Origin of the sequence: Mesorhizobium sp. NBSH29, assembly GCF_015500055.1 — a bacterium.
Classification (GTDB): domain Bacteria; phylum Pseudomonadota; class Alphaproteobacteria; order Rhizobiales; family Rhizobiaceae; genus Neomesorhizobium.
This window is the reverse complement of sequence record NZ_CP045492.1, coordinates 2,360,452-2,383,738: the sequence shown is the minus strand read 5'-3', so window position 1 is coordinate 2,383,738 and position 23,287 is coordinate 2,360,452. Positions and strand designations below refer to the sequence as shown.

General features: G+C 56.8%; 20 protein-coding genes and 2 tRNA genes. 11 read left to right on the top strand and 11 right to left on the bottom strand.

Translation table 11 applies throughout. From position 1 onward, the window contains the following. Positions 1 to 127: 127 nt before the first annotated feature. A complete protein-coding gene (locus GA830_RS11855; protein WP_195162054.1) occupies positions 128 to 1,363 on the top strand; it encodes an MFS transporter in 1,236 nt (411 codons plus the stop codon). 74 nt (positions 1,364 to 1,437) lie between these two features. After that, on the top strand, positions 1,438 to 2,589 hold the full coding sequence (rnd, locus tag GA830_RS11850) for a ribonuclease D (protein ID WP_195162053.1): 1,152 nt from the start codon (positions 1,438 to 1,440) through the stop codon (positions 2,587 to 2,589). A 34-nt stretch (positions 2,590 to 2,623) separates the two neighbouring features. Here the strand turns inward: rnd and ppx are convergent, their stop codons facing one another. Then, positions 2,624 to 4,138 (bottom strand): exopolyphosphatase, encoded by a 1,515-nt coding sequence (gene ppx / locus GA830_RS11845; RefSeq protein ID WP_195162052.1) that lies wholly within the window; start codon positions 4,136 to 4,138, stop codon positions 2,624 to 2,626. Further along, positions 4,135 to 6,339, bottom strand: coding sequence for an RNA degradosome polyphosphate kinase (locus GA830_RS11840; protein WP_195162051.1), 2,205 nt, complete (start codon positions 6,337 to 6,339; stop codon positions 4,135 to 4,137). The genes ppx and GA830_RS11840 overlap by 4 nt, the downstream gene beginning before the upstream one ends. 173 nt (positions 6,340 to 6,512) lie before the next feature. On the opposite strand from GA830_RS11840, the gene GA830_RS11835 reads away from it, so the two are divergent. Together GA830_RS11835 and GA830_RS11830 are read left to right on the top strand one after the other, a co-directional pair. After that, positions 6,513 to 6,758, top strand: coding sequence for a zinc-finger domain-containing protein (locus GA830_RS11835; protein ID WP_195164923.1), 246 nt, complete (start codon positions 6,513 to 6,515; stop codon positions 6,756 to 6,758). A gap of 22 nt (positions 6,759 to 6,780) precedes the next feature. Next, positions 6,781 to 7,989: an FAD-dependent monooxygenase gene (locus GA830_RS11830; RefSeq protein ID WP_195162050.1), complete on the top strand. Its 1,209-nt coding sequence runs from the start codon at positions 6,781 to 6,783 to the stop codon at positions 7,987 to 7,989. On the opposite strand, the gene GA830_RS11825 is transcribed toward GA830_RS11830, so the two are convergent. The 5 genes from GA830_RS11825 to GA830_RS11805 form a co-directional block, all read right to left on the bottom strand. After that, a complete protein-coding gene (locus tag GA830_RS11825; RefSeq protein ID WP_308460477.1) occupies positions 7,965 to 8,624 on the bottom strand; it encodes a TIGR02117 family protein in 660 nt (219 codons plus the stop codon). The genes GA830_RS11830 and GA830_RS11825 overlap by 25 nt on opposite strands. A 74-nt stretch (positions 8,625 to 8,698) precedes the next feature. Further along, positions 8,699 to 9,502: an amino acid ABC transporter ATP-binding protein gene (locus GA830_RS11820; RefSeq protein WP_308460443.1), complete on the bottom strand. Its 804-nt coding sequence runs from the start codon at positions 9,500 to 9,502 to the stop codon at positions 8,699 to 8,701. A gap of 27 nt (positions 9,503 to 9,529) precedes the next feature. After that, positions 9,530 to 10,687 (bottom strand): amino acid ABC transporter permease, encoded by a 1,158-nt coding sequence (locus tag GA830_RS11815; protein ID WP_195162048.1) that lies wholly within the window; start codon positions 10,685 to 10,687, stop codon positions 9,530 to 9,532. A gap of 3 nt (positions 10,688 to 10,690) precedes the next feature. Beyond that, a complete protein-coding gene (locus GA830_RS11810; protein ID WP_195162047.1) occupies positions 10,691 to 11,881 on the bottom strand; it encodes an amino acid ABC transporter permease in 1,191 nt (396 codons plus the stop codon). 67 nt (positions 11,882 to 11,948) lie between these two features. Beyond that, positions 11,949 to 12,977, bottom strand: coding sequence for an amino acid ABC transporter substrate-binding protein (locus GA830_RS11805; protein ID WP_195162046.1), 1,029 nt, complete (start codon positions 12,975 to 12,977; stop codon positions 11,949 to 11,951). A gap of 375 nt (positions 12,978 to 13,352) precedes the next feature. On the opposite strand from GA830_RS11805, the gene GA830_RS11800 reads away from it, so the two are divergent. The 4 genes from GA830_RS11800 to GA830_RS11785 all read left to right on the top strand — a co-directional run bounded on the left by GA830_RS11800 (position 13,353) and on the right by GA830_RS11785 (position 15,166). Next, positions 13,353 to 14,528 carry a cystathionine beta-lyase gene (locus tag GA830_RS11800; RefSeq protein ID WP_195162045.1) on the top strand — a complete coding sequence of 392 codons (1,176 nt, stop codon included), beginning with the start codon at positions 13,353 to 13,355 and terminating at the stop codon, positions 14,526 to 14,528. 85 nt (positions 14,529 to 14,613) lie between these two features. Continuing rightward, a tRNA-Pro gene (locus tag GA830_RS11795) sits at positions 14,614 to 14,690 on the top strand. A gap of 48 nt (positions 14,691 to 14,738) precedes the next feature. After that, entirely contained in the window at positions 14,739 to 15,044 is a 306-nt protein-coding gene (locus GA830_RS11790; protein ID WP_195162044.1) for an ETC complex I subunit, read from the top strand. Between the two features lie 45 nt (positions 15,045 to 15,089). Continuing rightward, positions 15,090 to 15,166: transfer RNA gene (locus tag GA830_RS11785), tRNA-Arg, on the top strand. 75 nt (positions 15,167 to 15,241) lie between these two features. On the opposite strand, the gene hdaA is transcribed toward GA830_RS11785, so the two are convergent. Genes hdaA through GA830_RS11770 form a run of 3 tightly spaced genes read right to left on the bottom strand, consistent with a single transcriptional unit; the run spans position 15,242 to position 17,624 of the window. After that, positions 15,242 to 15,922 carry a DnaA regulatory inactivator HdaA gene (gene hdaA / locus GA830_RS11780; RefSeq protein ID WP_195162043.1) on the bottom strand — a complete coding sequence of 227 codons (681 nt, stop codon included), beginning with the start codon at positions 15,920 to 15,922 and terminating at the stop codon, positions 15,242 to 15,244. Between the two features lie 3 nt (positions 15,923 to 15,925). Further along, positions 15,926 to 17,095, bottom strand: a complete 1,170-nt coding sequence (locus GA830_RS11775) for an AI-2E family transporter (protein WP_195162042.1) — start codon at positions 17,093 to 17,095, stop codon at positions 15,926 to 15,928. Then, positions 17,067 to 17,624, bottom strand: a complete 558-nt coding sequence (locus GA830_RS11770; RefSeq protein WP_195162041.1) for a CDP-alcohol phosphatidyltransferase family protein — start codon at positions 17,622 to 17,624, stop codon at positions 17,067 to 17,069. The genes GA830_RS11775 and GA830_RS11770 overlap by 29 nt, the downstream gene beginning before the upstream one ends. A 201-nt stretch (positions 17,625 to 17,825) precedes the next feature. On the opposite strand from GA830_RS11770, the gene purM reads away from it, so the two are divergent. Together purM and purN are read left to right on the top strand one after the other, a co-directional pair. Further along, positions 17,826 to 18,890 (top strand): phosphoribosylformylglycinamidine cyclo-ligase, encoded by a 1,065-nt coding sequence (gene purM / locus GA830_RS11765; RefSeq protein ID WP_195162040.1) that lies wholly within the window; start codon positions 17,826 to 17,828, stop codon positions 18,888 to 18,890. Between the two features lie 53 nt (positions 18,891 to 18,943). Further along, complete coding sequence (gene purN, locus GA830_RS11760) at positions 18,944 to 19,597, top strand: phosphoribosylglycinamide formyltransferase (RefSeq protein ID WP_374939265.1); 654 nt, start codon at positions 18,944 to 18,946, stop codon at positions 19,595 to 19,597. 531 nt (positions 19,598 to 20,128) lie between these two features. On the opposite strand, the gene GA830_RS11755 is transcribed toward purN, so the two are convergent. Beyond that, entirely contained in the window at positions 20,129 to 22,237 is a 2,109-nt protein-coding gene (locus GA830_RS11755) for a molybdopterin-containing oxidoreductase family protein (RefSeq protein WP_195162038.1), read from the bottom strand. Positions 22,238 to 22,326: 89 nt separating this feature from the next. Here GA830_RS11755 and GA830_RS11750 point away from each other — a divergent pair, with 89 nt between their 5' ends. After that, on the top strand, positions 22,327 to 23,205 hold the full coding sequence (locus GA830_RS11750; RefSeq protein WP_195162037.1) for a 23S rRNA (adenine(2030)-N(6))-methyltransferase RlmJ: 879 nt from the start codon (positions 22,327 to 22,329) through the stop codon (positions 23,203 to 23,205). Positions 23,206 to 23,287 lie beyond the last annotated feature (82 nt).

The following is a 23,287-nucleotide window of genomic DNA, read 5'->3' as shown; positions in this document are numbered from 1 at the left end:
GTTGGCGTGCCTGCATCGGGCCAGCCATTGGCGCACAGAGCTAAAAGCATGACGCCAGCGGCTGTAAGGTCGCATTTGGTGGGCGCTCAGACTATAGAAAATAATGCTCTTGCCGCAGCCGCATTGAATGTCTTCCATTCGTCCGCTCATTCCGCTTCTTATTGCTGCCGGGATTTTGCTGGGCGGCAACGGTATGCAGGGTACTCTGATTGCGCTGCGTGGGGCTCAAGAAGGGTTTTCTCCGTCTACTATCGGCTTCATTGGCACCGCCTATTTTGGCGGATTTTTACTCGGTTGTCTGGCAATCACGCGCATCCTCAAGGCTGTCGGTCATGTGCGCTCATTTGCGGCACTGGCGGCTATCGCATCAGCAGGGACGTTGCTTCTGGTGCTCATGATTGACCCAATTTCGTGGTCTCTCATCCGGTTTGCCAGTGGTTTTTGTTTTGCTGGGCTGTTCACGGTGATGGAGAGCTGGCTGAATTCAGGTGTTGCCAACCATGACCGGGCACGCGTGCTGGCGCTTTACCGTATCGTCGACATCGGATCCGTTACCGGAGCCCAGTTCGTCATCCCGGTATTCGGCTCCGAAGGTTTCGCCATCTTCGCCATCATGTCGATCATGATTACGCTGTCCCTCGTGCCGGTATCGCTGGGCGACCGCTCGAACCCTTCGCCGCCTGAAGATGTGAAGCTGGATCTTGGACGGGTATTTCGCATCTCGCCGCTCGGCTGCATCGGGTGCATCACCGTTGGTGTGACCAACAGCGCGTTCCGTACCCTGTCGCCCGTGTACGCCGAGCAGATCGGCATGTCGGTGGCGGATGTCGTGACGTTCGTCAGTGTCGGCATCGTTGGCGGCGCGCTGATCCAATATCCGCTGGGCTATCTCTCGGATCGATGGGACCGGCGTATGGTACTGCTTTTGTCCACCTGTGGCGCGTTGGTCTCCGCAGTGGCGCTGATGATGCTGGCAGGAACGGCACCGCTCGCGAATTTCGCTCTGGTATTCGTGTTCGGTTCGTTTGCGATGCCTTTGTTTTCGCTGTCTGCGGCGCACGCTAACGACCGCGCCGGCAAAGGTGAGTTCGTGCTGGTGAACGCCGCTTTAATGCTCTTCTACTCATTCGGCGCGATAGGCGGGCCGGTTGCCGCATCATGGTTCATGCAGCAATTCGGACCGCAATCCTTGTTCAGTTTCATCGCCGCAATCTACACTGTGTTTCTTATCATCATCCTTTATCGGATGATGGCTCGCGGCAGCGTCCCGTCCGGTCAGCGGGGACGGTTCATCGGACTCCTCCGCACATCGACAATATTTTCTCGGCTAGCTAAGCGGAGTGGTGGCAATAAAAAGAGCTGAATGGTTCGTGGATGGTCGGCGGAAATTCGCCTTCATGGGAGACAAACGCGGTTTGCTTGCCTAAAGAGAAATTTATGCAGTTGATAAAAACACAAAAAGAGCTGAATTCAGTCCTGGGCGAATTGGCGAAATCCGAGTTCGTGACAGTCGATACCGAGTTCATTCGCGAAACCACGTTCTGGCCAGAACTGTGCCTGATCCAGATGGCGGCACCGGGTGTCAGCGCCCTGATTGATCCGCTATCCCCTGATATAGACCTGCAACCGTTCTTCGCCCTGATGGCTGATGAGACGATCACCAAGGTGTTCCACGCCGCGCGGCAGGACATTGAAATTGTCTTTCACCTCGGGAATCTCATACCGAGCCCGGTGTTCGATACGCAGGTCGCGGCAATGGTCTGCGGGTTTGGTGACAGTGTCTCCTATGACCAACTCGTGCAGAAGGTGACAGGTGTCAGGCTCGACAAATCTTCGCGGTTTACGGACTGGCGGCATCGACCGCTTTCCGAGAAGCAGCTCGAATATGCGCTGGCCGATGTCACCCACCTCATTGATGTCTACACGCATTTGAAGTCTGAGCTTGAACGCGAGAACCGGGCGCACTGGCTGGACGAAGAAATGCGGGTTCTTACCGCAAAAGAGACATATGATCCGCAGCCGGAAGATGCATGGAAGCGGCTGAAAATGCGGCTACGTAAGCCGCAGGAACTGGCTGTCATGCAGGCCGTCGCTGCTTGGCGGGAGCGTGAGGCACGCGAGCGCAATGTACCGCGCGGCCGAGTGGTCAAGGACGACGCTATCTACGAGATCGCTCAGCAGCAGCCAATTGACGCGGTAGCGCTCGGAAGGCTGCGCACTACCCCCAGGGGGTGGGAGAGGTCCACAACGGCAAGTGCACTGGTGGCAACTGTTGTTGAAGCTCTCGCTATGCCCAAGGATGAAATGCCACGCGCGCCAAAAATGCCGCAAGCACAGGAAGGAGCAAGTGCTGCAGGCGAGCTCCTGAAGGTGTTGCTGCGCATGGTCGCTGAGGCCGAGGGCGTCGCTGCCAAAGTTCTCGCCTCTGGCGATGATATTGACAGGTTGGCGGCCGATGGCGAAGACGCGGACGTGGCAGCGCTGCGTGGCTGGAGGCGCGAAGTGTTTGGCGACAAGGCTCTTCAATTGGTGCGCGGCGAAATTGCCATCAAGTTTGAAAACCGCAAGATCGCGGTTTTCGACACGTGAGGTGATCGTCCGATGGCTGCGACGACTGTGTCACTTACTCCCCCATGACCAGTGCAACATCGCGACCGGTAACTTTCGCGAGTTGGGCAATCCGCCCGGCCGGACGTTCTCCATCCAGAGCAGCATATTTCGCGGGAACGACAAGGTTGAGCCCGCCGTCCTGTCGCCGCACCCATTTTAGCTGCGGAATGATACCTGGCATAGAGGCCGAAAGAAGATAGACAACCCGCAGCAATGCGCCCAGCAACCGCGCCCGCTCAACATAGCGCGGGGTCGCCAGTTCACGCATGGATGGCGCGATGGTCTCGTTAGATACGCCCTCATGGCGAAACATGTTGGTGAGTGCAATGAAGGCACGGCCAGGATGGTCGACGCCGATGAACGAAGCATGCGCGATAATGTTGAGCGACTGGAGGCCACGATACTCGGGATGGGCACGCCAGCCGATGTCGGCAAGCAAACAGGCCGCTTCCCGGTAGCGGGCTTCGTCTTCTGTTTCCTCAATGGCAAAAGCGGCAAGCGAATCCCCGGTCCAGCGGGCGAGTTCGCGGGCATGGGTCACCGAGCGCGCGCGGAGCAAAGCGAGTTCATCTGCGGCAGAAATCAGTGGATCTGCGCTGCGCTCTTCGGTCGGCAAGAGCGAATACAAAAAACCTTCGCGCACGCCAAGCGCCGACACAACGATCTTGGACGGCTTCATGACAGCGATGATTTCAAGCAGGACCGCAGCACCGTAAGGCAGCAGCGCGCGGCGGTTTTTAGACACGCGGTCAATGCCGGCGATCTTTTCCAGGTCGCCCTTCGCCACTTGACGCAGAAAAGGTGCTGAACTTTCGATCCCAAGCTCGTAATGATGCATCACGCTCAACGGATAGCCGGTGGCGCTCATGTGCAGGCGGGCAAGGTTTCGCCAAGTGCCGCCGACGCAATAGAACACCCTTCCCTGGCCGGCTTTCAGAAGTTCGGCGCGCGCAAGCTCTCTGCGCGCGATCCTTGCAGCTTCTGCCGGCGATCCCTTGGCCATATCGTGCAAGCGCAGACCACCCAGCGGAAGCGTGATGCCGTCGCCGATATCATCGCCCTTCACGTCGACCAGTTCGAGACTGCCACCGCCCAGATCACCGGCAATCCCATCGGCGAGGTGGAACCCCGAGATGACGCCAAGCGCCGAATAATAGGCTTCCTCGCGTCCGCTCAGCACTTTGATCTCGGTGCCGAGTATCTGTTCCGCCTGGTCGATGAAATCGGCGCCGTTTTCGGCTTCGCGGGCTGCAGCAGTTGCCAGCACGTGCAGTTCATCTGCGCCCGCCTGCTCCGAGAGGGCTCGAAACCGCCTAAATTCGCTAACCGCGCGTTTGACCGCGTCCGGGTCAAGCTTGCCGGTCGACACAATGCCGCGTCCAAGGCCGGCCAGCATCTTTTCATTGAACAGTACTGTAGGCGAGCGCGCGATGCCCTCATAGACGACAAGACGGATCGAGTTGGATCCAATGTCGATTACCGACACTGGCCGGCGGTCCTGGAGCCGGCCCTGGGAGTTTGAAATCATTCGCCGGGTGCTGCGCTAACTTTTCGCTGGCGCTTGAATTGCGCAATACGTTTGGGCGCATGCGATTTCAGCGCATCGCCCCGACCGGACAGGCTCGGATTGGTCATGAAGTATTCCTGGGCGTTGAACGGTTCTTCTCCCTCGTCCGGCACCATTCGCCGCGAGGTACCGTCTGCCAATACTTCGAAACTTTGCTGGTTGTCCATAATGTTTCCGAGCATGATCTGGCCCAACACCTGTTCATGAACCGTTGGGTTGGTGATTGGGACCAGCGTTTCGACCCGCCGATCAAGGTTGCGCGGCATCATGTCGGCGGAGGCAATATAGATTAGTGCTTCATCGGAGGGCAGGCCGTGGCCGTTCCCGAAGCAGAAGATGCGGCTGTGTTCAAGGAAGCGGCCGATAATCGATTTGACACGGATGTTCTCCGAAAGGCCCGGCACTTGCGGACGCAGACAGCAGATGCCGCGAATTACCAGATCGATCTCTACACCGGCCCGGCTGGCATCATACAGCGCATCAATGATGGTGGGGTCTACCAATGAATTCATCTTCATCCAGATGCGCGCCGGGCGACCAGCCTTGAAGTGTACAACCTCTTCCTCAATGTGCTGGATGATGCGGTTGCGAAGCGAAAAAGGCGAGATGGCAAGCTTCATTTCGAGGGCCGGCTCAGCGTAGCCGGTAATAAAGTTGAACACCTGGGCCACGTCGCGCGCGATACCTGGATCGGTGGTAAAGTAGGACAGGTCGGTATAGATGCGCGCGGTGATCGGGTGATAGTTGCCGGTGCCAAGGTGCACGTAGTTGCGTAGTTTGCCATCCTCGCGTCGCACGACCATCGACATCTTGGCGTGGGTTTTCAACTCGATGAAGCCAAATACCACCTGCACACCAGCGCGTTCCAGATCGCGCGCCCAACGGATGTTTGCTTCTTCGTCGAAGCGGGCTTTGAGCTCCACCAACGCGGTTACAGACTTGCCCGACTCGGCAGCATCAATCAGCGCACGCACGATCGGGCTGTCATTGGATGTGCGATAGAGCGTCTGCTTGATGGCGACTACTTCGGGGTCGGCCGCCGCCTGGCGCAAAAACTGAACCACTGCGTCAAAAGATTCATAGGGGTGGTGGACAATGATGTCCTTTTCTCGCACCGCCGCAAAACAGTCGCCACCGTGATCCCGGATACGTTCGGGAAATCGCGGATTATAGGGAGGAAACTTCAGATCGTCGCGGGCAATGGCTACAATTTCAGAGATCTGATTGACGGCCAATGGACCACGAAGCACGCTGATGCGCGAGGCGGATACGCCAAGTTCACCGGAGACAAAATCGCGCAGTTCGGCCGGCATCTCGCTGTCGAACTCGATACGAATGACTGAACCGCGACGCCGCCTTTTCAATGCCGTTTCAAACAGCCGGACCAAATCTTCGGCTTCTTCCTCGACTTCGATATCGCTGTCGCGGATGATCCGGAAGGTTCCCGAGCCCTTGACATCGTAGCCGGGAAACAACTTGCCAATGAAGAGGCCTACCGTGTCTTCGAGCGTGATGAAGCGGATGGATTCCTTTTGATCCGGCAACCGGACGAAGCGGCGCAGTGCCATCGGCAGGCGCAAGAGCGCAGTCATCTCGCCACCGTGTTTCAAATGACGCAGCTGCAGCGCGATCGAGAAGCCCAGATTTGGGATGAAGGGAAAGGGGTGGGCCGGATCAATTGAAAGCGGCGTCAGCACAGGAAACATTGCTTCCTGGAAATGCTCGCCCAACCAGATCTTTTCTTCAGCAGTCAGCGCTTCGGCGCGCACCGATTCGATGCCTTCTTTTTTCAATAGCGCTTCCAACGAGGACAGGCTCTGCTGCTGGTCTTCCTGCAGACGCTCAACCTCGACGAGCAACTGCTCAAGCTGCTGCTCAGGCGTGCGACCGTCGGGGCTTTTGATGGCAATGCCTTCGCGGACCTGTCCGGCCAAGCCGGCAACCCGAACCATGAAGAATTCGTCGAGGTTGGCAGCAGAGATCGACAGGAAGCGCACGCGCTCCAACAAGGGGTGGCGGGGGTTTTGTGACTCTTCGAGGACACGCCTGTTAAATTGCAGCCAGGAGAACTCGCGATTGACGAAACGGTCCGGGTTTCCGGCCGCCGCCACGGTTGCGGTCCTACTTACAAAGTCTGTCTTCACCGGCTTCAACTGATTCATCTCTGGCTCTTTCGTGACGGCGATATGACATTGTAGCAAGGTTTTCCGCCAGATTATCTCCTGACAGGCTTTTACGACAGTTTGATATCACACTGCTTGCAAAGAGGCCCTTTATGATACACAGACCTGCGCAGGTTTCGATCCGGCGGGTTGTCCAACGACGGGAGAAGATGATGGCGGGCGGCAGTATTCCACATTTCCAAAACGATGCAGGCCATGCTGCGATCACTATTGGCGTCAAGGAATTCAAGTGCGTAGGCGCCAATGCTCCGTTTGACCATCCACATGTCTTTTTGGATATGGGTAGCGATAGTGAAAAAGTCTGCCCCTACTGCTCGACGCTATTCCGATACGACCATACGCTGATGGCAGCCGAAACGGTCCCTGCTGGTGCCATCTACACTGAACGTGCGGCCTAATCCTGCGGCGCCCTGACAGACCGTGGGCGAAACTGGAAAAATCATCATCTCTGGAGCCGGCATTGCCGGGCTAGCGGCAGCGCTGGCGTTTGCTGCTAGAGGATTCAGTGTCGAAGTTTTAGAACGCGCGGAGGCTTTTGCCGAGGTTGGCGCAGGGTTGCAGCTTTCACCCAATGCGACACATCTGCTTGATCAACTCGGGTTGCTGCCCCAGTTGAGAACGGTCGCTGTGGCACCCGAAGCCGTGATCCTGCGCACGGCAACAACGCTTGCAAAACTCGCGCATGTGCCGCTCGGGGAGTTTGCGCAGCAGCGATGGGGTGCCCCCTACCTCGTGGCCCACCGGGCGGACTTGCAAAATATTCTTGTGAAGGCTGCGCACGCGGTCGACGCTATCTCAATCACAACTGGCGTGGAGGTTGTCTGCGCAAAACCTTCCACTACCGGCGTCAGTGTATCTTCGCGCGGAGCCGCCAAGCCGCATGATCAGAATTGTCACCTTGTCATAGGCGCAGATGGCGTCTGGTCGACGCTGCGTTCACAGGTTGCGCCCAATGCCGAGGCCCGTTTCGGTGGCAAGCTGGCATGGCGCACGCTTGTGCCGGCAGAGAGCCCCGGTGGACGAACGCTGGCGACTTTGAATGCAGACAACAATGTGACGGCGTTTTTGCACCCCCACGCGCATCTCATCGTGTACCCCGTTCGAGGCGGCGCTGCATTCAATCTGGTGGCTTTGTCGTCGGGCAATTCGCAAGCCAGAGAGTGGGGTGGTGAAAGCGATATTGCGAACCTTCTCAAAGCATTGGAGAAAGCCGATCCCAAACTGATTCAGCTGGTTCGAGAGGCGCCAAGGTGGACCGTATGGCCGGTTCATTCGGTCAATCCCCGTGCTACCTGGACAAGGGACGGGCGGATAGCGCTGATTGGCGATGCCGCCCACGCCATGACGCCTTATGCGGCGCAAGGAGCCGCAATGGCGATAGAGGACGCGGTAACACTTTCCTACGCAGCCAGCACACCTGGTGGGTCCATGGCAGAGGCGCTACAGCGATGGGAGCTAGATCGCCGGCATCGTATCATGCGGGTTGCGCGGCGCGGTGCTTTGAATCGCACCGCGTGGCATGCTTCGGGTCCCGTTGGGGTTGTCCGGGATATATTTCTTAAAATCCAGTCACCGGAACGTCTCGCTGGCAATCTGGATTGGCTCTACGGTTGGGTTCCAGCGGCTTGATTATGCAGCACTAGCGACCATCCCAGGGTCAAGGGAAGCGGATTCCACCAACCGGTTGTTAGCCCGGCAGCACGCAATGCCGCAGCAGTCCAAGTATTGCAGCCGACTAGGACATTGAATTTTCCGTTAGCTTCAAAAAACCCGTCGTCGAGTCCGTATCCGGCGCCCGGAATAGGAATAGGCCGGTTTTCAGAGTCTTTGGTGAAACTGGTGTCGATAAAATCCAAAATGGCTTGATATTGGGTTTCGGAAAGCTGGAGGCGTCTAACCGACGGATCCGTTTCATCGAGCGCGCCTCGAACGAGGACGTGCATCACCGACCGGTCGACAGTGAGCGCTGCCGCCAATGGCCTGAGCTTCAGCTCAGACCATGTTGGCGTTGAAATATAGAATGCACGACTGCCCCAGCCAAATATCAGCCAGCGCGCATTCGGGTGGCTGGCGGGCAGACCGGCTGCTTCCAAAAATCCGAAGCGTGTGAGAACAGACGCGTCAATCGGGATCGCGATATCTGTATGGATCGGATTGTTAAACAGTAGAATTGGGATCGGTCGGACTACACTCGGTGTTTCCGGCCCGAGAAACGGACGCGGCACGACTGTGCCGATGGCCAATGCGGCCACCGCTACCAACATGGTCGTTGCAAACCAAAGCACGACCCGCATCGCAAACCTGGCCAAACCTGAAAAACCAGACCCTGCCGAGCCTTCTAGTGCAGAATCTGGCTTAGGAACAGTTGCGTGCGCTCATGCTGAGGGTTGTCGAAAAACTCCGCTGGAGTGTTCTGTTCAACGATCTGACCCTGATCCATGAAGATGACCCGGTTCGCAACCTGGCGTGCAAATCCCATTTCGTGGGTAACGCAAATCATGGTCATGCCCTCCTCCGCTAGGCCAACCATGGTCTCAAGCACTTCCTTGATCATTTCCGGATCAAGAGCCGAGGTCGGCTCGTCGAACAACATGATGCGCGGGTTCATGCACAGCGAGCGCGCAATCGCGACGCGCTGCTGCTGGCCGCCCGAGAGCTGGCCGGGATATTTGTTGGCCTGCTCGGGAATCTTCACTCGCTCGAGAAAATGCATGGCAACTTCGTCAGCCTGCTTCTTGGGCATCTTGCGGACCCAGATCGGCGCAAGTGTGCAATTCTCTAGGATCGTCAAATGTGGGAACAGGTTGAAATGCTGAAACACCATGCCGACTTCGCGGCGGATTTCGTCGATCTTTTTCAGATCGCTGGTGAGCTCCTTCCCATCAACAATTATCTTGCCTTTCTGGTGTTCTTCTAGCCGGTTGATGCAACGGATCATCGTCGATTTACCCGAGCCTGACGGCCCGCAGACGACGATGCGTTCGCCCTGCATGACACGCAGATTGATGTCCTTCAAAACGTGAAAATCGCCATACCATTTATGCATGTTGACGATATCGATTGCGACATCGGTATCCGAAACCTGCATTCTCTTGGCCTCTGCTGCGGTGCTTTCCGCCTTCTGTGCATTCTGACTTGCCATCAGTTTTCCCCTGCGGTGCTCATTCTATTAGCGATGTCCGGTATCTAGCCGACGTTCCATATACATGGAATAGCGCGACATACCGAAGCAAAATATCCAGAAGACTGCGGCTGCGAATATGTAACCGGTCTTGGCGGTCTGCGGCGAACCCCATGTCGGATCGCCTGAGATGTTCTGTTTCACGACACCCAGGAGGTCGAACATCGAGATGATGAGAACCAGGGTGGTGTCCTTGAACAGGCCGATAAAGGTGTTGACGATACCCGGCACGACCAGTTTGAGAGCCTGTGGCATGACGATGAAGCCCATCTTGTGCCAATAGCCGAGACCAAGTGAATCCGCCCCTTCATACTGGCCCTTGGGAACCGCCTGTAAACCACCGCGGACGACTTCCGCCATATAGGCGGAGGCAAACAGCGCAACACCGATCAACGCTCGCAACAGCTTGTCGAACGAGACGCCGGGCGGCACGAACAAGGGCAGCATGAAGCTTGCCATGAACAGCACCGTGACTAGCGGCACCCCACGGATTGTTTCAATAAAAAGAACCGAAAGCAGTTTCACTGCGGGCATGGTGGAACGTCGGCCAAGTGCCAGAACTATCCCCATAGGGAGCGAAACGACGATGCCGACGTAGGAAATCACCAGCGTGACCATCAGGCCACCCCAACGCGGCGTCTCCACATAGGTAAGGCCGAAATAACCGCCGAGCAGGAGAACGAAAGCAATCACGGGGAAAACGACGAAGAACAGGATCGCGTTCAGCATCTTGTAGGGGACGCGCGGGGTGAGCAGCGGAGCCAGCAACGCCACAAATATTGCGCCTGTTAGGAGTACGCGCCAACGCTCTTCCAATGGGTAGCGGCCGAACATGAACTGCCCGAATTTGTTGATCACAAACGGCCAGCAGGCGCCCGACCACCCTACAGCATGCTCACCACCCTGCCCAACTGTCAGGCAAGCCGTACGGTCAGTGCCAGTCCATTGCGCGTTGAAAAATAGCCATCCCAATATCTGCGGCAGCGCCCAAGCAAGCGTCAGCGCCGCAATAATGGTCAGCGTGCTGTCTAGGGGGGACGCGAACATATTCTTACGCATCCACGCAATCGGCCCCACCTGCCGATTGGGTGCGGCCTGCGCGAGTATCAGTTCCGTGCGAACCCAGGAGACGTCGTGTTCCTGCATGGATCAGCGCTCCTTCAGGGCCATTTTGGCGTTGAACCAGTTCATGAACAGCGATGTGAGCAGGCTGAGGCTAAGATAGACGATCATGAAGATCGCGACGATCTCGATCGCCTGGCCAGTCTGGTTCAGGATGGTGCCGCCAATAGCATAAAGATCTGGATAGCCAATCGCCACCGCCAGCGATGAGTTCTTGGTGAGATTCAGATACTGGCTCGTCAGCGGCGGAATGATGATGCGAAGCGCCTGCGGAATGATAACGAGCCTGAGCCCCTGCTTGGAGCGGAGGCCAAGTGCAGAATAGGCTTCTGTCTGTCCCCTGCTTACGCCGACGATGCCAGCACGCACGATCTCGGCGATGAAGGATGCGGTATAGAAAGACAGCGCCAGAAGAAGAGAAAGAAATTCGGGCTTCACGTTGAAGCCGCCATTCAGGTTAAAGGTGCCTAACACTGGGTATTCGAAGGTGAGAGGTGAGCCGGCCGCAAAAAAGCCGAGGATTGGGAAGCCAAAAATCAGCCCTAAACTGATTAGCAATGTTGGAAATTGCTGCCCAGTAGCCATCTGTCGCTGATAGGCCTTGCGCGCGACAAACCAGCTCATCACAATGCCGACTACAAGTCCGGCTAAAATGAGCCAAGACCCCTCGCCCCATACGAATTTGGGGAAATAGAAGCCGCGATTGTTCAAATACGAGGTGAATGGAAGCTGGTAGCTTTCGCGCACCGCCGGCAGCAATGCCAAGACCCCCTGATACCAAAACAGAATGACCAGCAAGGGCGGAATGTTGCGAAACAATTCCACGTAGAATGTGGCGACCTTGCGGATCAACCAGTTGTTGGAAAGGCGACCGACACCGACGAGGAAGCCCAGGATCGTTGCGAAAAAGATTCCAACAACAGCAACAATTAGCGTGTTGAGGAAACCGACCACCAACGCGCTCCCGTAAGACGAATCTGACGAATAGTCGAACATCGTATCGGAAATGTCGAAGCCAGCACGGCCCTTGAGAAAATCAAAGCCGGTGCTGATGTTGGAGCGGCGCAAATTTTCAATGGTGTTATCAACAATCCACCAGACACCAAATGCGATCAGCCCAACCAGAACTATCTGAAACACGATACCTCTGACTTTTGGATCGTATATCAGCGATGCCCTGGAAGGCTTGTCATCAAGTACGACTTCCGGTGTCGCCATAGGTTAGTGCCCCTTCTCCGATGAGGAATCGGCCAGGAGGGTTGGAAACCCTCCTGGCGCGTATCGATCAGCGAATTGGCATGCCGTACTGCAGGCCACCCTTGGTCCACAGGGCATTGATGCCGCGGGCGATCTTGAGTTCGCTCCCAGTGCCAACATTGCGCTCGAAGATTTCACCGTAATTTCCGGTGGCCTTGACGATGTTGACAACCCAGTCGTTAGTCAAACCAAGATCGGTGCCGATCTTGGTCTCAGCTTCAACACCGAGCATGCGCTTCATGTCGGGGTTTTCGGACTTCATCATTTCTTCGACATTTGCTTGAGTAATGCCTGCTTCCTCTGCGTTCAAAAGCGCATAGTAGGTCCATTTAGCGACGTCGAGCCATTTGTCGTCGCCTTGGCGCACGGCAGGACCTAGTGGCTCCTTGGATATGATTTCCGGGAGAACGACGTGGTCCTTCTCCACAGTCATCTGGAGGCGAACCGCGTAGAGACCGGATTGATCCGTCGTATATGCATCGCAACGGCCGGCATTGTAGGCCGCGTTGGCTTCCTCGAATTTCTCGAAGACAACCGGGTTGTATTCCATTTTGTTGGCCTTGAAGTAATCAGCCAGATTGAGTTCAGTTGTGGTGCCGGCCTGGACGCAGATGGCGGCTCCGGAAAGCTGCAAGGCAGATTTAACGTCCGGAAGTTTCTTCGAATTGATCATGAAACCCTGGCCATCATAATAGGTGACGCCGGCAAAATTCAGACCCAAAGCGGTATCGCGGTTAATCGTCCAGGTGGTGTTACGCGACAGGATGTCGATCTCACCGGACTGCAAGGCGGTGAAACGATCCTTAGCGCTCAAGCCTGTAAACTTTACCTTGGTGCCGTCGCCAAACACCGCAGCGGCCACCGCGCGGCAGAAATCAACATCGAGGCCGGTCCATTCACCCTTGTCGTTCGGCGCCGAGAATCCTGCCAAGCCGGTGTTGACCCCACACTGGACAAAGCCTTTTGCTTTCACATCGCTCAATGTGTCAGCCGAAGCGGCCGACCCCATGATCGCGAGCGCGGCAATACCCAACACTCCCGTCAAAACGTTTTTCATACCCACAAACCCTTTTCTGTTATTCAGGCGCTTAACCTGAGTGATCCCGTGCGGAAGCCGGTTTCCCGATCCGGTCCCGTGCCGGAACGCCGCATCTTATGTGACGCGTGTGCTCCGTCTCCCATTCACGTGACCCATCGAAGGCGATTATTGGTTCGCGGTCAAGGGCGAATGACCCGAACAGCACTGTTTGAAGAAGACGTACCGTCAATCTGCTGCCACAACATGCTGGTGCACGTAAAACAGGCAGCAGTTTGCCGATTGAACCGGCGACAGCACAGATATCTGGCCCAAATAGTACAGCCTGTGTCTTGTTGCGCGGCATGGGCGAGCGTCCTAAGGGTAGCGCCTCACAGCAATTTTCCGAAGGATGCCATGGCCAGCCGAGACTTTTCCAAGACGGGTATCAACACGCGACTTGCCCACACAGGCAACGATCCGCACGCCTATCATGGCTTCGTCAATCCGCCCGTCGTGCATGCCTCGACTGTGCTGTTTCCCGACGCCCATACTATGGCGACGCGCGGTCAGAAATACACCTATGGCACGCATGGTACGCCCACCACTGACGCCTTGGCGTTGGCAATTGATACACTTGAGGGTTCTGCCGGGACTATCATGGTTCCCTCCGGACTGGCAGCTGTCACGGTGCCGCTGCTTGCCTTCCTCTCGGCTGGCGACCACGTGCTGATCGTCGATTCGGTGTATGGGCCGACACGGAGGTTTGCTGACTCGATGCTGTCACGTCTGGGCGTCGAGGTGGAGTACTACGACCCTGAAATCGGTGGCGGCATTTCTGCCCTGATGAGGAAGAATACAAAGGTCGTATTCACCGAATCGCCGGGCTCCAACACATTTGAAATTCAGGACATTCCGGCAATCGCGGATGCAGCGCATGCAGGTGGTGCCATCGTGATGATGGACAACACATGGGCCACGCCGCTTTATTTCCGCGCGCTGGATTTTGGCGTCGACATTACCATCCATGCCGCCACCAAATATCCGGCCGGCCATTCCGACGTTCTTTTGGGCACTGTTTCGGCCAATGAGGCCTGCTGGAGCCAACTTCTGGACGCCTACACAAACCTTGGCATGTGTGTTGGGCCCGATGACGTCTATCAGGTGCTTCGCGGCCTCAGAACGATGGGAGTGCGGCTTGAGCGCCACCAGCAAAGTGCATTCGACATCGCGCGCTGGCTGGAATCACAGGCTGGTGTAGCGCAGGTTCTCCATCCCGGCCTGGCAAGCCACCCAGGACATGCGCTCTGGAAGCGTGATTTTTCCGGTGCCAGTGGAATTTTTTCGATCGTACTTTCGGGTGGTGGACAGGCTGAGGCGCATGCCTTCCTCGATGCGCTGAAAATTTTTGGTCTCGGTTATTCATGGGGTGGCTATGAGAGCCTTGCCGTGAACGTCTATCTGGGCGACCGCACTATTGCGCGCGGACCTTATGAAGGTCCCGTTTTGCGACTGCAGATCGGGCTTGAAGACGTCGCGGACCTCAAGATGGATATCGCACGCGGTCTCACGGCGGCTCGGAATGCGACCTAACTTATGCATTCCTGTGACGTCTATGTTTTTAACGCTTGCCAAGGGCTGCCGAAGACTCTAGGCACAGCGGCGCCGGAAACGGTCACGGAGCGTAGCGCAGTCTGGTAGCGCATCTGGTTTGGGACCAGAGGGTCGCAGGTTCGAATCCTGCCGCTCCGACCAAGTTCCGAACCCGAGCTCCGCGCGGAACAGTGCAAAAGGGATCAAACAATGTCCGCCCGCATTTACAGCCCCGCGAAGACTGCGATGCAGTCTGGCAAAGCCAAGACGGGTTTCTGGGTGCTGGAGTTCGACCCGGAAATGCCGCGCAGGATCGACCCGCTGATGGGCTATACCAGTTCGGGCGACATGAAGAGCCAGATCCGGCTTACCTTTGCAACCCGTGAAGAGGCCGTGGCCTACGCAGAAAAGCACGACATCGCATTTCGCCTGCAGGAGCCCAAAGAGGCAAAACGCCGGCAAATTTCCTATGCGGAAAATTTCCGCTATGACCGCAAAATACCCTGGACACACTGAATTCGATTGCTCAGGGCTACGGGTCTTCGGGCTCGACAACTAAATGGTCCCGTAGCTCAGCTGGATAGAGCACCGGCCTTCTAAGCCGATGGTCACAGGTTCGAATCCTGTCGGGATCGCCATTTTGTGCCAGGATCAGCCGAACCGCAGCTACTGTTGACGCAGTTCGAGGCGACTGTAGCAACGCGTTCAATGGGTTAAAACAATTCTTCCTGTCCCTCATCCAGCGCCGCTACTACTTCGTTCGCCAGCATTCGCGTGATGCGCGATTTCTGTTCCATCGCGGTGCGGTCAAGAAGATCCACTACGCGTATGGCGGCTGAGAGGGAGCGTTCGATACGACGGACAAGATACTGCACCACATGCGGCTCGACCTCTACCTGGCGGTCGGCGAAGAGTTTCGTGATCACACCTGCCAGCAGAATGTCGTCGGGCTCTCCGATTTCAACTGTGGTTGCCGCCTTCAGGCGTGAGGCGAGATCGGGAAGTTCAACGCCCCAGGCGTTGGGGAAGCGCCGGGCTGAGAGGAGGACCTGCGTACCCGCGCTGCGGGCCGCATTTAGCAAGTGAAAAAGGCCAGCTTCATCAAGATTCGGACGATCAGCGTCGTCGACGAATACCGGACCCACCTCGGCAGCCCTTGCGGCTTCGGAACCGATGCAGTCAGCGGCAACGGTGCTTGCGGACGCCAGCTCCTGCCAGATGGCGCCGAGATGAGATTTTCCGGAGCCGGCGGGACCGGCCAAAACGACCACCGGAGCCGGCCAGTCCGGCCAACGATCAATCAACGCAGCTGCGTCGGCATTTGCCGTGGAGACGACCAGATGGTCGCGGGACGTTCCTGCGGGATGCACGAGGTCTAAGGGAATCTGGCGCATGGATCAGGCGCCAGCGCGCCGGCTCCTCGTAGCGACCGGAGCCTTTTCGGCTTGTTCCGGATGACCCTTGTAGAGAGGCGATTCCATGTAGCGACCGATTGCAAAGCGCACCAGCACAGCGACCGCAGCAGCTGCCGGAACCGCTATCAGCAGGCCCACGAAACCAAATAATGCGCCAAAGGCAAACAGCGAAAACATAAGCCATACCGGATGCAGCCCGACGCTCTTTCCGACCAGTCGAGGCTGCAGAATATTGCCCTCGATGAATTGACCTACGAAAAAGACTGCCGCAACCACCGCGACCGAAGGCCAATCCGGCCAGAACTGGACGAAAGCAACGCCGAGCGAAAGTATAAGGCCAGTCAGTGACCCCACGTATGGAATGAAGGATATCAACCCAGCAAACATGCCGATCAGGATACCAAAATTCAGGCCAGCAACAGTCAGGCCGGCAGCGTACATAATGCCCAAAATGAGACAAAGGGTCCCCTGTCCCCGTACAAAACCAGCGGTTGCCTTGTTAATGTCGGTAGCAATTTGGCGAACCGTTGCGACGTGATCACGAGGCACCCATTTGTCGATAGCAGCGATCATTCGGTCCCAATCGAGAAGCATATAAAACGCGACAACTGGGGTAACAAGAAACAGACCAGCGATATTGAACAGCGCAACGCCAGATTTCCAAAGGGATTCGAATACTGTCGTCAAAAATCCAACACCCGACGTCAACAGCGAATTTAGCCCTTCTCGCAGGCTCGCCGCATCGACGCCGAAGCGCTGCTTGAGCCAATCCGGGTCGATGCTCGTTACGAGGCCTTGAAGCCGTGAGAGGTAGTCTGGCATGCGGCCGATGAAATCGGTCATCTGCTGGGCGAGAACGGGGATCAGGATGATCAGTCCCAGAGCAAGCACAATCACGAAGCCAATGAGAATCAGCACAGTAGCCATGACCCGCGAAAGGCCGGCGTTCTGCAACCGGTCCGCAACAGGGTCGAGGAAATAAGCCAGTACCATTCCCGCGACGAAAGGCAAAAGAATGCCGCTAAAGATATAAACGAACAGCGCAAAGAGCGCGGCCGCGATCAGCCAGAATCCGATCTGGCGCCGGAAAGCGGCAGCAATGAGCGCCTCCGCGGCGGTATCCTCAATCTTTTGGGCTTTCGTTCTCGCCATACGTATTCATATGCCTCAACCAGCTCACGAGATAGGCCGCACCAGAAGCCACGGTCAAGAGGCCGGACAGGACAATGAGCGCAGGGCGCGACGGGCCATACTGGGTGGTGAAAGCAAGTTCGGCTAGAACTACCGCTGCGAGAACGATCTGTACCGCGGTATTGGCCTTGGAGACCAGCAGAGGCTTCATGGCGACCGGGTTTTCCATCACAGTCGAGAGCATCACAGCGGCCACAATCAGCGCGTCGCGCGAAACGACTGTGATGACAAGCCAAATTGGCAACTGGTCCATGAAACCCAGCACCAGAAAGACGCTTACAAGCAAGAGCTTGTCAGCCATTGGGTCCATATAGGCACCCAGTTCCGAACGCTGGTTGAACTGGCGGGCGATGAAACCGTCGATCCCGTCGGAAATGCCGGCAACAAGAAAGCCGGCAAAAGCCCATCCCATCTTGTCTGTAAGCAGCGCCAGAACAACACCAGGCACCAGCAGGAAACGCAAAATGGTGATCATATTCGGTATGGTCACGGAAGCTCCTCCTTGGCGCCATGTGGCCAGCATGATCCGATTACATGGTCGATAGTCCTAGGACGCGCAAGATGCCAAAATAGCAGCACATGGTTTCCACCGGTTTTGGTGGGTGCAGGTCGGCATTCATTCGCATTTTGTTGCGATAACTCGCACTTCATGCGAAGAGCCCGGCAGGAACGCGCCAGTTAAAGGAAGAACATGAGCGAGCGCCTGAACGGGCTTACCTATGCGCAGGCTGGCGTCGATATCGACGCTGGAAATGCCATGGTGCAAAAGATCAAGCCGCTGGTGCGTTCGACGCGCAGGCCGGGTGCAGATGGCGAAATTGGGGGGTTCGGTGGCCTTTTCGACCTCAAGGCGGCAGGCTTTACCGACCCGGTTCTGGTTGCGGCCAATGATGGTGTCGGCACGAAGCTGAAGGTGGCTATCGAAGCCGGCATCCATGACACAGTTGGCATAGACCTTGTCGCCATGTGCGTGAACGATCTTATCGTTCAGGGCGCTGAGCCGCTTTTCTTTCTCGATTATTTCGCAACCGGCAAGCTTGACCCTGAACAGGGTGTGGCCATTGTCTCTGGCATCGCAGAGGGCTGCCGGCAGGCAGGCTGTGCGTTGATCGGCGGCGAGACGGCTGAAATGCCCGGCATGTACCGGGAGGGAGATTATGATCTTGCCGGGTTTGCTGTGGGTGCAGCAGAGCGCGGACAGCTTCTCCCCACCAATGATATTGTTGAGGGCGATGTTATTCTTGGGCTTGCCTCATCGGGCGTTCATTCAAATGGCTATTCGCTTGTGCGCCGTATCGTCGAGCGCTCAGGCCTAGCATGGAGTGATGCTGCACCATTTGACCCCGACAAGACATTGGGTGCAGCGTTGCTGGAACCAACACGCATTTATGTAAAGTCCGTCCTGCAGGCAATCCGCAACACGCATGGGATCAAGGCACTCGCGCATATTACTGGCGGCGGTTTCCCTGAAAACATTCCCCGCGTTTTGCCACAAGATTTTGCAGCCGAGCTTGATCTTGAAGCGATTGACGTTCCACCTGTGTTTTCGTGGCTGGCCAAGGCTGGCGGCGTTGACGATCATGAAATGATGCGTACCTTCAATTGCGGCATCGGCATGATAATGGTCGTGGCGTCTGGACAAGCTGCACAGGTTGCGGCGGTTCTTCAGGAAGCTGGCGAAAAGGTCGAAACCATCGGTCACATCGTCCCCCGCCGCGAAAGCGGTGTCATTTATCGCGGTTCCATACAGCTATGAACAGACAACCTAAAAAACGCACCGTCATTATGATTTCCGGGCGAGGCTCAAATATGGCCGCGCTTGTGGACGCCGCACGGGAGGCGGATTATCCGGCGGAGATCGTCGGCGTGATTTCAGACAAGGCTGGCGTTCAGGGTTTGCGGGCTGCGGAGAGCTTCGGCATTGCCACGAACACGATTGCGCGCAGTGACTATGACAGCAAAGAAGCCCATGAGGCAGCGATCCATGAGGCATTGGCGCAATTCGATGCCAAGATTATCTGTCTGGCTGGGTATATGCGTCTTTTGTCGCCCGCCTTTGTCGATGGCTGGATGGGCAAGATGATCAACATCCACCCATCACTCCTGCCCTCTTTGCGCGGCCTACACACCCACAGACGTGCGCTTGAAGCCGGCATGAGGGTCCATGGCTGCACAGTCCATTTCGTCAATCACGAAATGGATAGCGGTCCCATCATCGCGCAATCTGCCATTCCTGTGCAGACCAATGATACGGAAGAAGCATTGACTGCCAGAATGCTCAAGGCCGAGCACAGGCTTTATCCGCTTGCACTCGCACTCGTGGCAGGTGGGAAAGCGCGCATGGATGGCGCGCAGACCAAGTTTGAAGGCGTTGACCATATGGGCGGCAATGACTTCTTGCTGGTTCCCGGTTCGTGGCACGGCCCTAGCGATATTGAAGGGCTTGCCCGCTTCACACCTTGACCCCGAATGGTGGAGCAACAGGTTTGAAAACCCTTCTCTTGCTTCGTTTTGCTAAATCGAGCTGGGATGACCCGGAGCAAGCCGACCTCCATCGTCCGCTTTCGTATCGGAGAAGGCGCGATGCGCCGCGCATGGGTGCGCAAATTGCCGAGCGCGGGTGGATTCCTGACCAAGCACTGAACTCGCTCGCGACTCGAGCCCGTCAAACATGGACGCTAGCTCATCCGATTGGGTGCCCACTCCAGTCGCAACTTATCCCGACAGCTCTATATGGCTTCATCGACGCAGCTTCTGCAGGCCCTCAAGACCGTCCTGTCGAATGCGCACTGTGTCCTTGTACTTGGCCATAACCCGGGACTTGAAGACCTCGCCTTGAAACTCGCTGGGGCTGGTACCGGTGCCGGCGTCTTTTCACGCATGCAAAGCAAGTTTCCTACAGCCGCCCTTGCCCGCTTCCGGTTTTCCGGCTCGTGGGAAGATCGACTATGAAGGGGGCTCGCTTGTCGATTACATTTGCCCAAAAGACTTGGACTAGGCTCGTCGTACCCACACCTTGTTGTCGTGGAACGCGGCGCCGCCGTAAGGTGCCGGAGCATCGGCGCCGGTCAGTACGTTGATGCCCTCGCCGCGCTCATGAGCGTCGTTAGGCCAGATACCTTCAGCAATCACCACACCGCGCTTCATTCCGTCGAAAAATTTTGCGTGAAGCACGACTTCGCCGCGCTGATTGCCGATCTCAACGCGGTCATCCTCGGCTAGGCCAAGCTCCTGCGCATCGTCGGAACGGATCAGCAAGAGCGGCCTACCGCCCTCCTTGGCCTTCGATACTGGTGTTTCTGTGAAGCTCGAATTGAGGAAGTTTCGCGCTGGTGATGTCGCGAGGCGGAACGGGTGTTCAGCGTCTGCAACCTCGATCAGATCTACATGGTCTGGATACTCTGGCAACGAACTGATCGGGCCAAAAATGCCCATGCTTTTCGGCGGCCTGTTTGGCGCTGCCTGGCCGCTCCAATCTGGTTTGAATCGGAACTTTTTGTCCGCATGGCCGAACCCATTGAGGAAGTGCGCGGTCTCGAAGTCGGGCTGCAGGTCAGCCCATCGCTCAGCGCGAAAGCTATCAAAGCTGCCTAGGCCCTTTTTCTCAAGCATCAGTTCGATATGCTCACGCTCCGTCATGCCGAAACCGGGCTGATCGGCGACACCCAGTCGTTTTGCAAGTTCTTCGATGACGAAATGGTTGGTGCGTGGACCTTCCGGAGCATCAATAAGTTTGGGCCCGAGCGTAATATGCTGGTTGCCACCGCCCTTATAGATGTCATCGTGCTCCAGAAACATGGTTGCGGGCAGCACGACATCGGCCAGTTTTGCTGTGTCAGTCATAAACTGTTCGTGCACGCAGGTGAACAGATCGTCACGTAAAAAGCCCTGCTTTACCAGGCGCTGTTCGGGCGCAACATTGGCCGGATTTGTGTTCTGGATCAGCATCGCCGTGACAGGAGGCCCGCCGTAAAGCGCGTCCGCTGCACCCGTCAATACCGGGCCGATACGCGAATGGTCGAGATGGCGGATTTTCGGATCACGCAGCCGCGTTCCTTCAAGAAGCTCCGTGTTGAGCTTCAGCATACCCGAATTGGAGTGAAAGGCCCCGCCGCCTTCATACTGCCAGCAGCCCGTCACCGCTGCCACCGAAAGCGCGGCGTGCATGTTGACCGGACCGTTGCGTTGGCGTGCAAAACCATAGCCAAGACGGAAGAACGATTTCTTGGTCGTGCCAACCAAGCGAGCGAAAGTTTGTATTTCGTCGACCGAAAGCCCCGTGATAGCTGCTGCCCATTCTGGCGTTTTGTCCACCAGATGCGCTTCCAGACCATGGGGATCGTCGGTGTATTTCTCGAGATAGGCGCGATCCGCGAGATTCTCGCGAAACAGAACGTGCATGACTGCGCAAGCCAGCGCCCCATCGGTGCCGGGCTTGAGCACCAGCCCGAGATCGGCCTGTTTCATAGTCGCATTGTCGTAAATATCGATGACTATGATCTTGGCCCCACGTTCTTTCCGGGCCTTGATTGCGTGGGTCATCACATTGACCTGGGTGACGACGGCGTTCGTGCCCCATATTACCACGCAGTCAGACTTTGCCATTTCGCGCGGGTCAGAGCCGCGCAGAGCGCCCGCACCCATCATCCAGCCGGTCCAGGCCAGATTGGTGCAGATCGACCCGAAGAAACCCGAGTACTTCTTGGCATGGCGCAAGCGTTCGATGCCATCGCGCTGCACCAGGCCCATGGTGCCGGCGTAGAAGTAGGGCCAGACCGTTTCGCTCCCGTGTTTCTCTTCCGCCGAAATGAATTTTTCGGCGACAATATCAAGGGCTGCTTCCCAGCTTGCCTCTTTCCACAGGCCATCGCCTTTTGCTCCCGCACGCACCAACGGCTTCAGGAGTCGATCGGGATGATGTATCCGGTCCGCATAGCGCGCCACTTTGGCGCAGACCACACCGGCTGTGTAGCTGTTGTTGCGGGCACCGTGGACACGCCCGATGCGGCCCGGTCCCAGCAACTCTACATCGAGAGCGCAGGTTGAGGGACAATCGTGCGGGCAGGCAGAATGCCCGATGGGGATGTTGGCGCGTTCGTTCATGCGGCGAACCTAGCGGCTTTCGTGTCCGGCGTGTAGACGCTGTGCAGGAAAACAATTGTTGCAGCGACGCAACGAAAGAAGCAGCCATCATGAATTACCGTCATGCCTACCACGCCGGAAATTTCGCTGATGTCGTCAAGCACATCGTGCTGGTGCGTGTTGTCGAATATCTGAAGCAAAAGCAGAAGGCATTTCGCGTGGTCGACACGCATGCAGGGATCGGCGTCTACGATCTTTTCGCCAATCCAGCGCTGAAGACCGGCGAATGGCGAACCGGTATCGGGAGAATGAAGGACGCAAAGCTGGATCCCAAAAGCATGAATCTTCTCAAGCCGTTCCTCGATACGGTTGATGCGATGAATCCGGACAAAGCCTTACATTTCTACCCCGGTTCGCCGGCGATCGTGCGGCATCTCATGCGCACACAGGATCGGCTCACTGCGATCGAGCTTCATCCGGATGACGCAAAATCTTTGAAAGCCCGCTTTGCCGGTGACTTTCAGGTTCGTGTTCTCGAGCTTGATGGCTGGCTAGCCTTGGGCGGGCATTTGCCCCCAAAAGAAAAGCGCGGCCTGGTGGTCATCGATCCCCCCTTCGAATTGGAGGGCGAGTTCGAGCGGATGGTCGAGGGGCTCGCCAAAGCCCACAAGCGCTGGCCGGGCGGCATCTATGCGCTCTGGTATCCGGTAAAAGATCGCGTGGCTGCGGAGCGTTTTCGGAGCGCGCTACGCCAAAGCGGCATACCCAAAATTCTGGATATCCGGTTTGACATTCGCATCCCCTCGTCCGAGCCAAGGTTCGACGGCACTGGCATGATCGTGGTCAATCCACCCTATTCACTCGCGGCCGAACTCGACATCTTGCTGCCCGCACTGAAAAAGGTACTTGCCGAGACGCCGCACGCCCAATGGGCAACCGAGTGGCTGGCAGGCGAAGTGCTGGTTGGTGACACACAAGACGAATACTAATTCATCGGGCGTTGTTCGCCTTGACCGTGAAACTCTTCACTTGCACATTGACCCTGCGTTCAACGGATGAATCGGGGACGAC

Excerpts from the sequence above, each read along its gene's own strand:
- GA830_RS11855 (WP_195162054.1), top strand. The coding sequence starts at position 128 with ATGTCTTCCATTCGTCCGCTCATTCCGCTTCTTATTGCTGCCGGGATT.
- rnd (WP_195162053.1), top strand. The coding sequence starts at position 1,438 with ATGCAGTTGATAAAAACACAAAAAGAGCTGAATTCAGTCCTGGGCGAA.
- ppx (WP_195162052.1), bottom strand. The coding sequence starts at position 4,138 with ATGATTTCAAACTCCCAGGGCCGGCTCCAGGACCGCCGGCCAGTGTCG.
- GA830_RS11840 (WP_195162051.1), bottom strand. The coding sequence starts at position 6,339 with ATGAATCAGTTGAAGCCGGTGAAGACAGACTTTGTAAGTAGGACCGCA.
- GA830_RS11835 (WP_195164923.1), top strand. The coding sequence starts at position 6,513 with ATGGCGGGCGGCAGTATTCCACATTTCCAAAACGATGCAGGCCATGCT.
- GA830_RS11825 (WP_308460477.1), bottom strand. The coding sequence starts at position 8,624 with ATGTTGGTAGCGGTGGCCGCATTGGCCATCGGCACAGTCGTGCCGCGT.
- GA830_RS11820 (WP_308460443.1), bottom strand. The coding sequence starts at position 9,502 with ATGGCAAGTCAGAATGCACAGAAGGCGGAAAGCACCGCAGCAGAGGCC.
- GA830_RS11815 (WP_195162048.1), bottom strand. The coding sequence starts at position 10,687 with ATGCAGGAACACGACGTCTCCTGGGTTCGCACGGAACTGATACTCGCG.
- GA830_RS11810 (WP_195162047.1), bottom strand. The coding sequence starts at position 11,881 with ATGGCGACACCGGAAGTCGTACTTGATGACAAGCCTTCCAGGGCATCG.
- GA830_RS11805 (WP_195162046.1), bottom strand. The coding sequence starts at position 12,977 with ATGAAAAACGTTTTGACGGGAGTGTTGGGTATTGCCGCGCTCGCGATC.
- GA830_RS11800 (WP_195162045.1), top strand. The coding sequence starts at position 13,353 with ATGGCCAGCCGAGACTTTTCCAAGACGGGTATCAACACGCGACTTGCC.
- GA830_RS11790 (WP_195162044.1), top strand. The coding sequence starts at position 14,739 with ATGTCCGCCCGCATTTACAGCCCCGCGAAGACTGCGATGCAGTCTGGC.
- hdaA (WP_195162043.1), bottom strand. The coding sequence starts at position 15,922 with ATGCGCCAGATTCCCTTAGACCTCGTGCATCCCGCAGGAACGTCCCGC.
- GA830_RS11775 (WP_195162042.1), bottom strand. The coding sequence starts at position 17,095 with ATGGCGAGAACGAAAGCCCAAAAGATTGAGGATACCGCCGCGGAGGCG.
- purM (WP_195162040.1), top strand. The coding sequence starts at position 17,826 with ATGAGCGAGCGCCTGAACGGGCTTACCTATGCGCAGGCTGGCGTCGAT.
- purN (WP_374939265.1), top strand. The coding sequence starts at position 18,944 with ATGGCCGCGCTTGTGGACGCCGCACGGGAGGCGGATTATCCGGCGGAG.
- GA830_RS11755 (WP_195162038.1), bottom strand. The coding sequence starts at position 22,237 with ATGAACGAACGCGCCAACATCCCCATCGGGCATTCTGCCTGCCCGCAC.
- GA830_RS11750 (WP_195162037.1), top strand. The coding sequence starts at position 22,327 with ATGAATTACCGTCATGCCTACCACGCCGGAAATTTCGCTGATGTCGTC.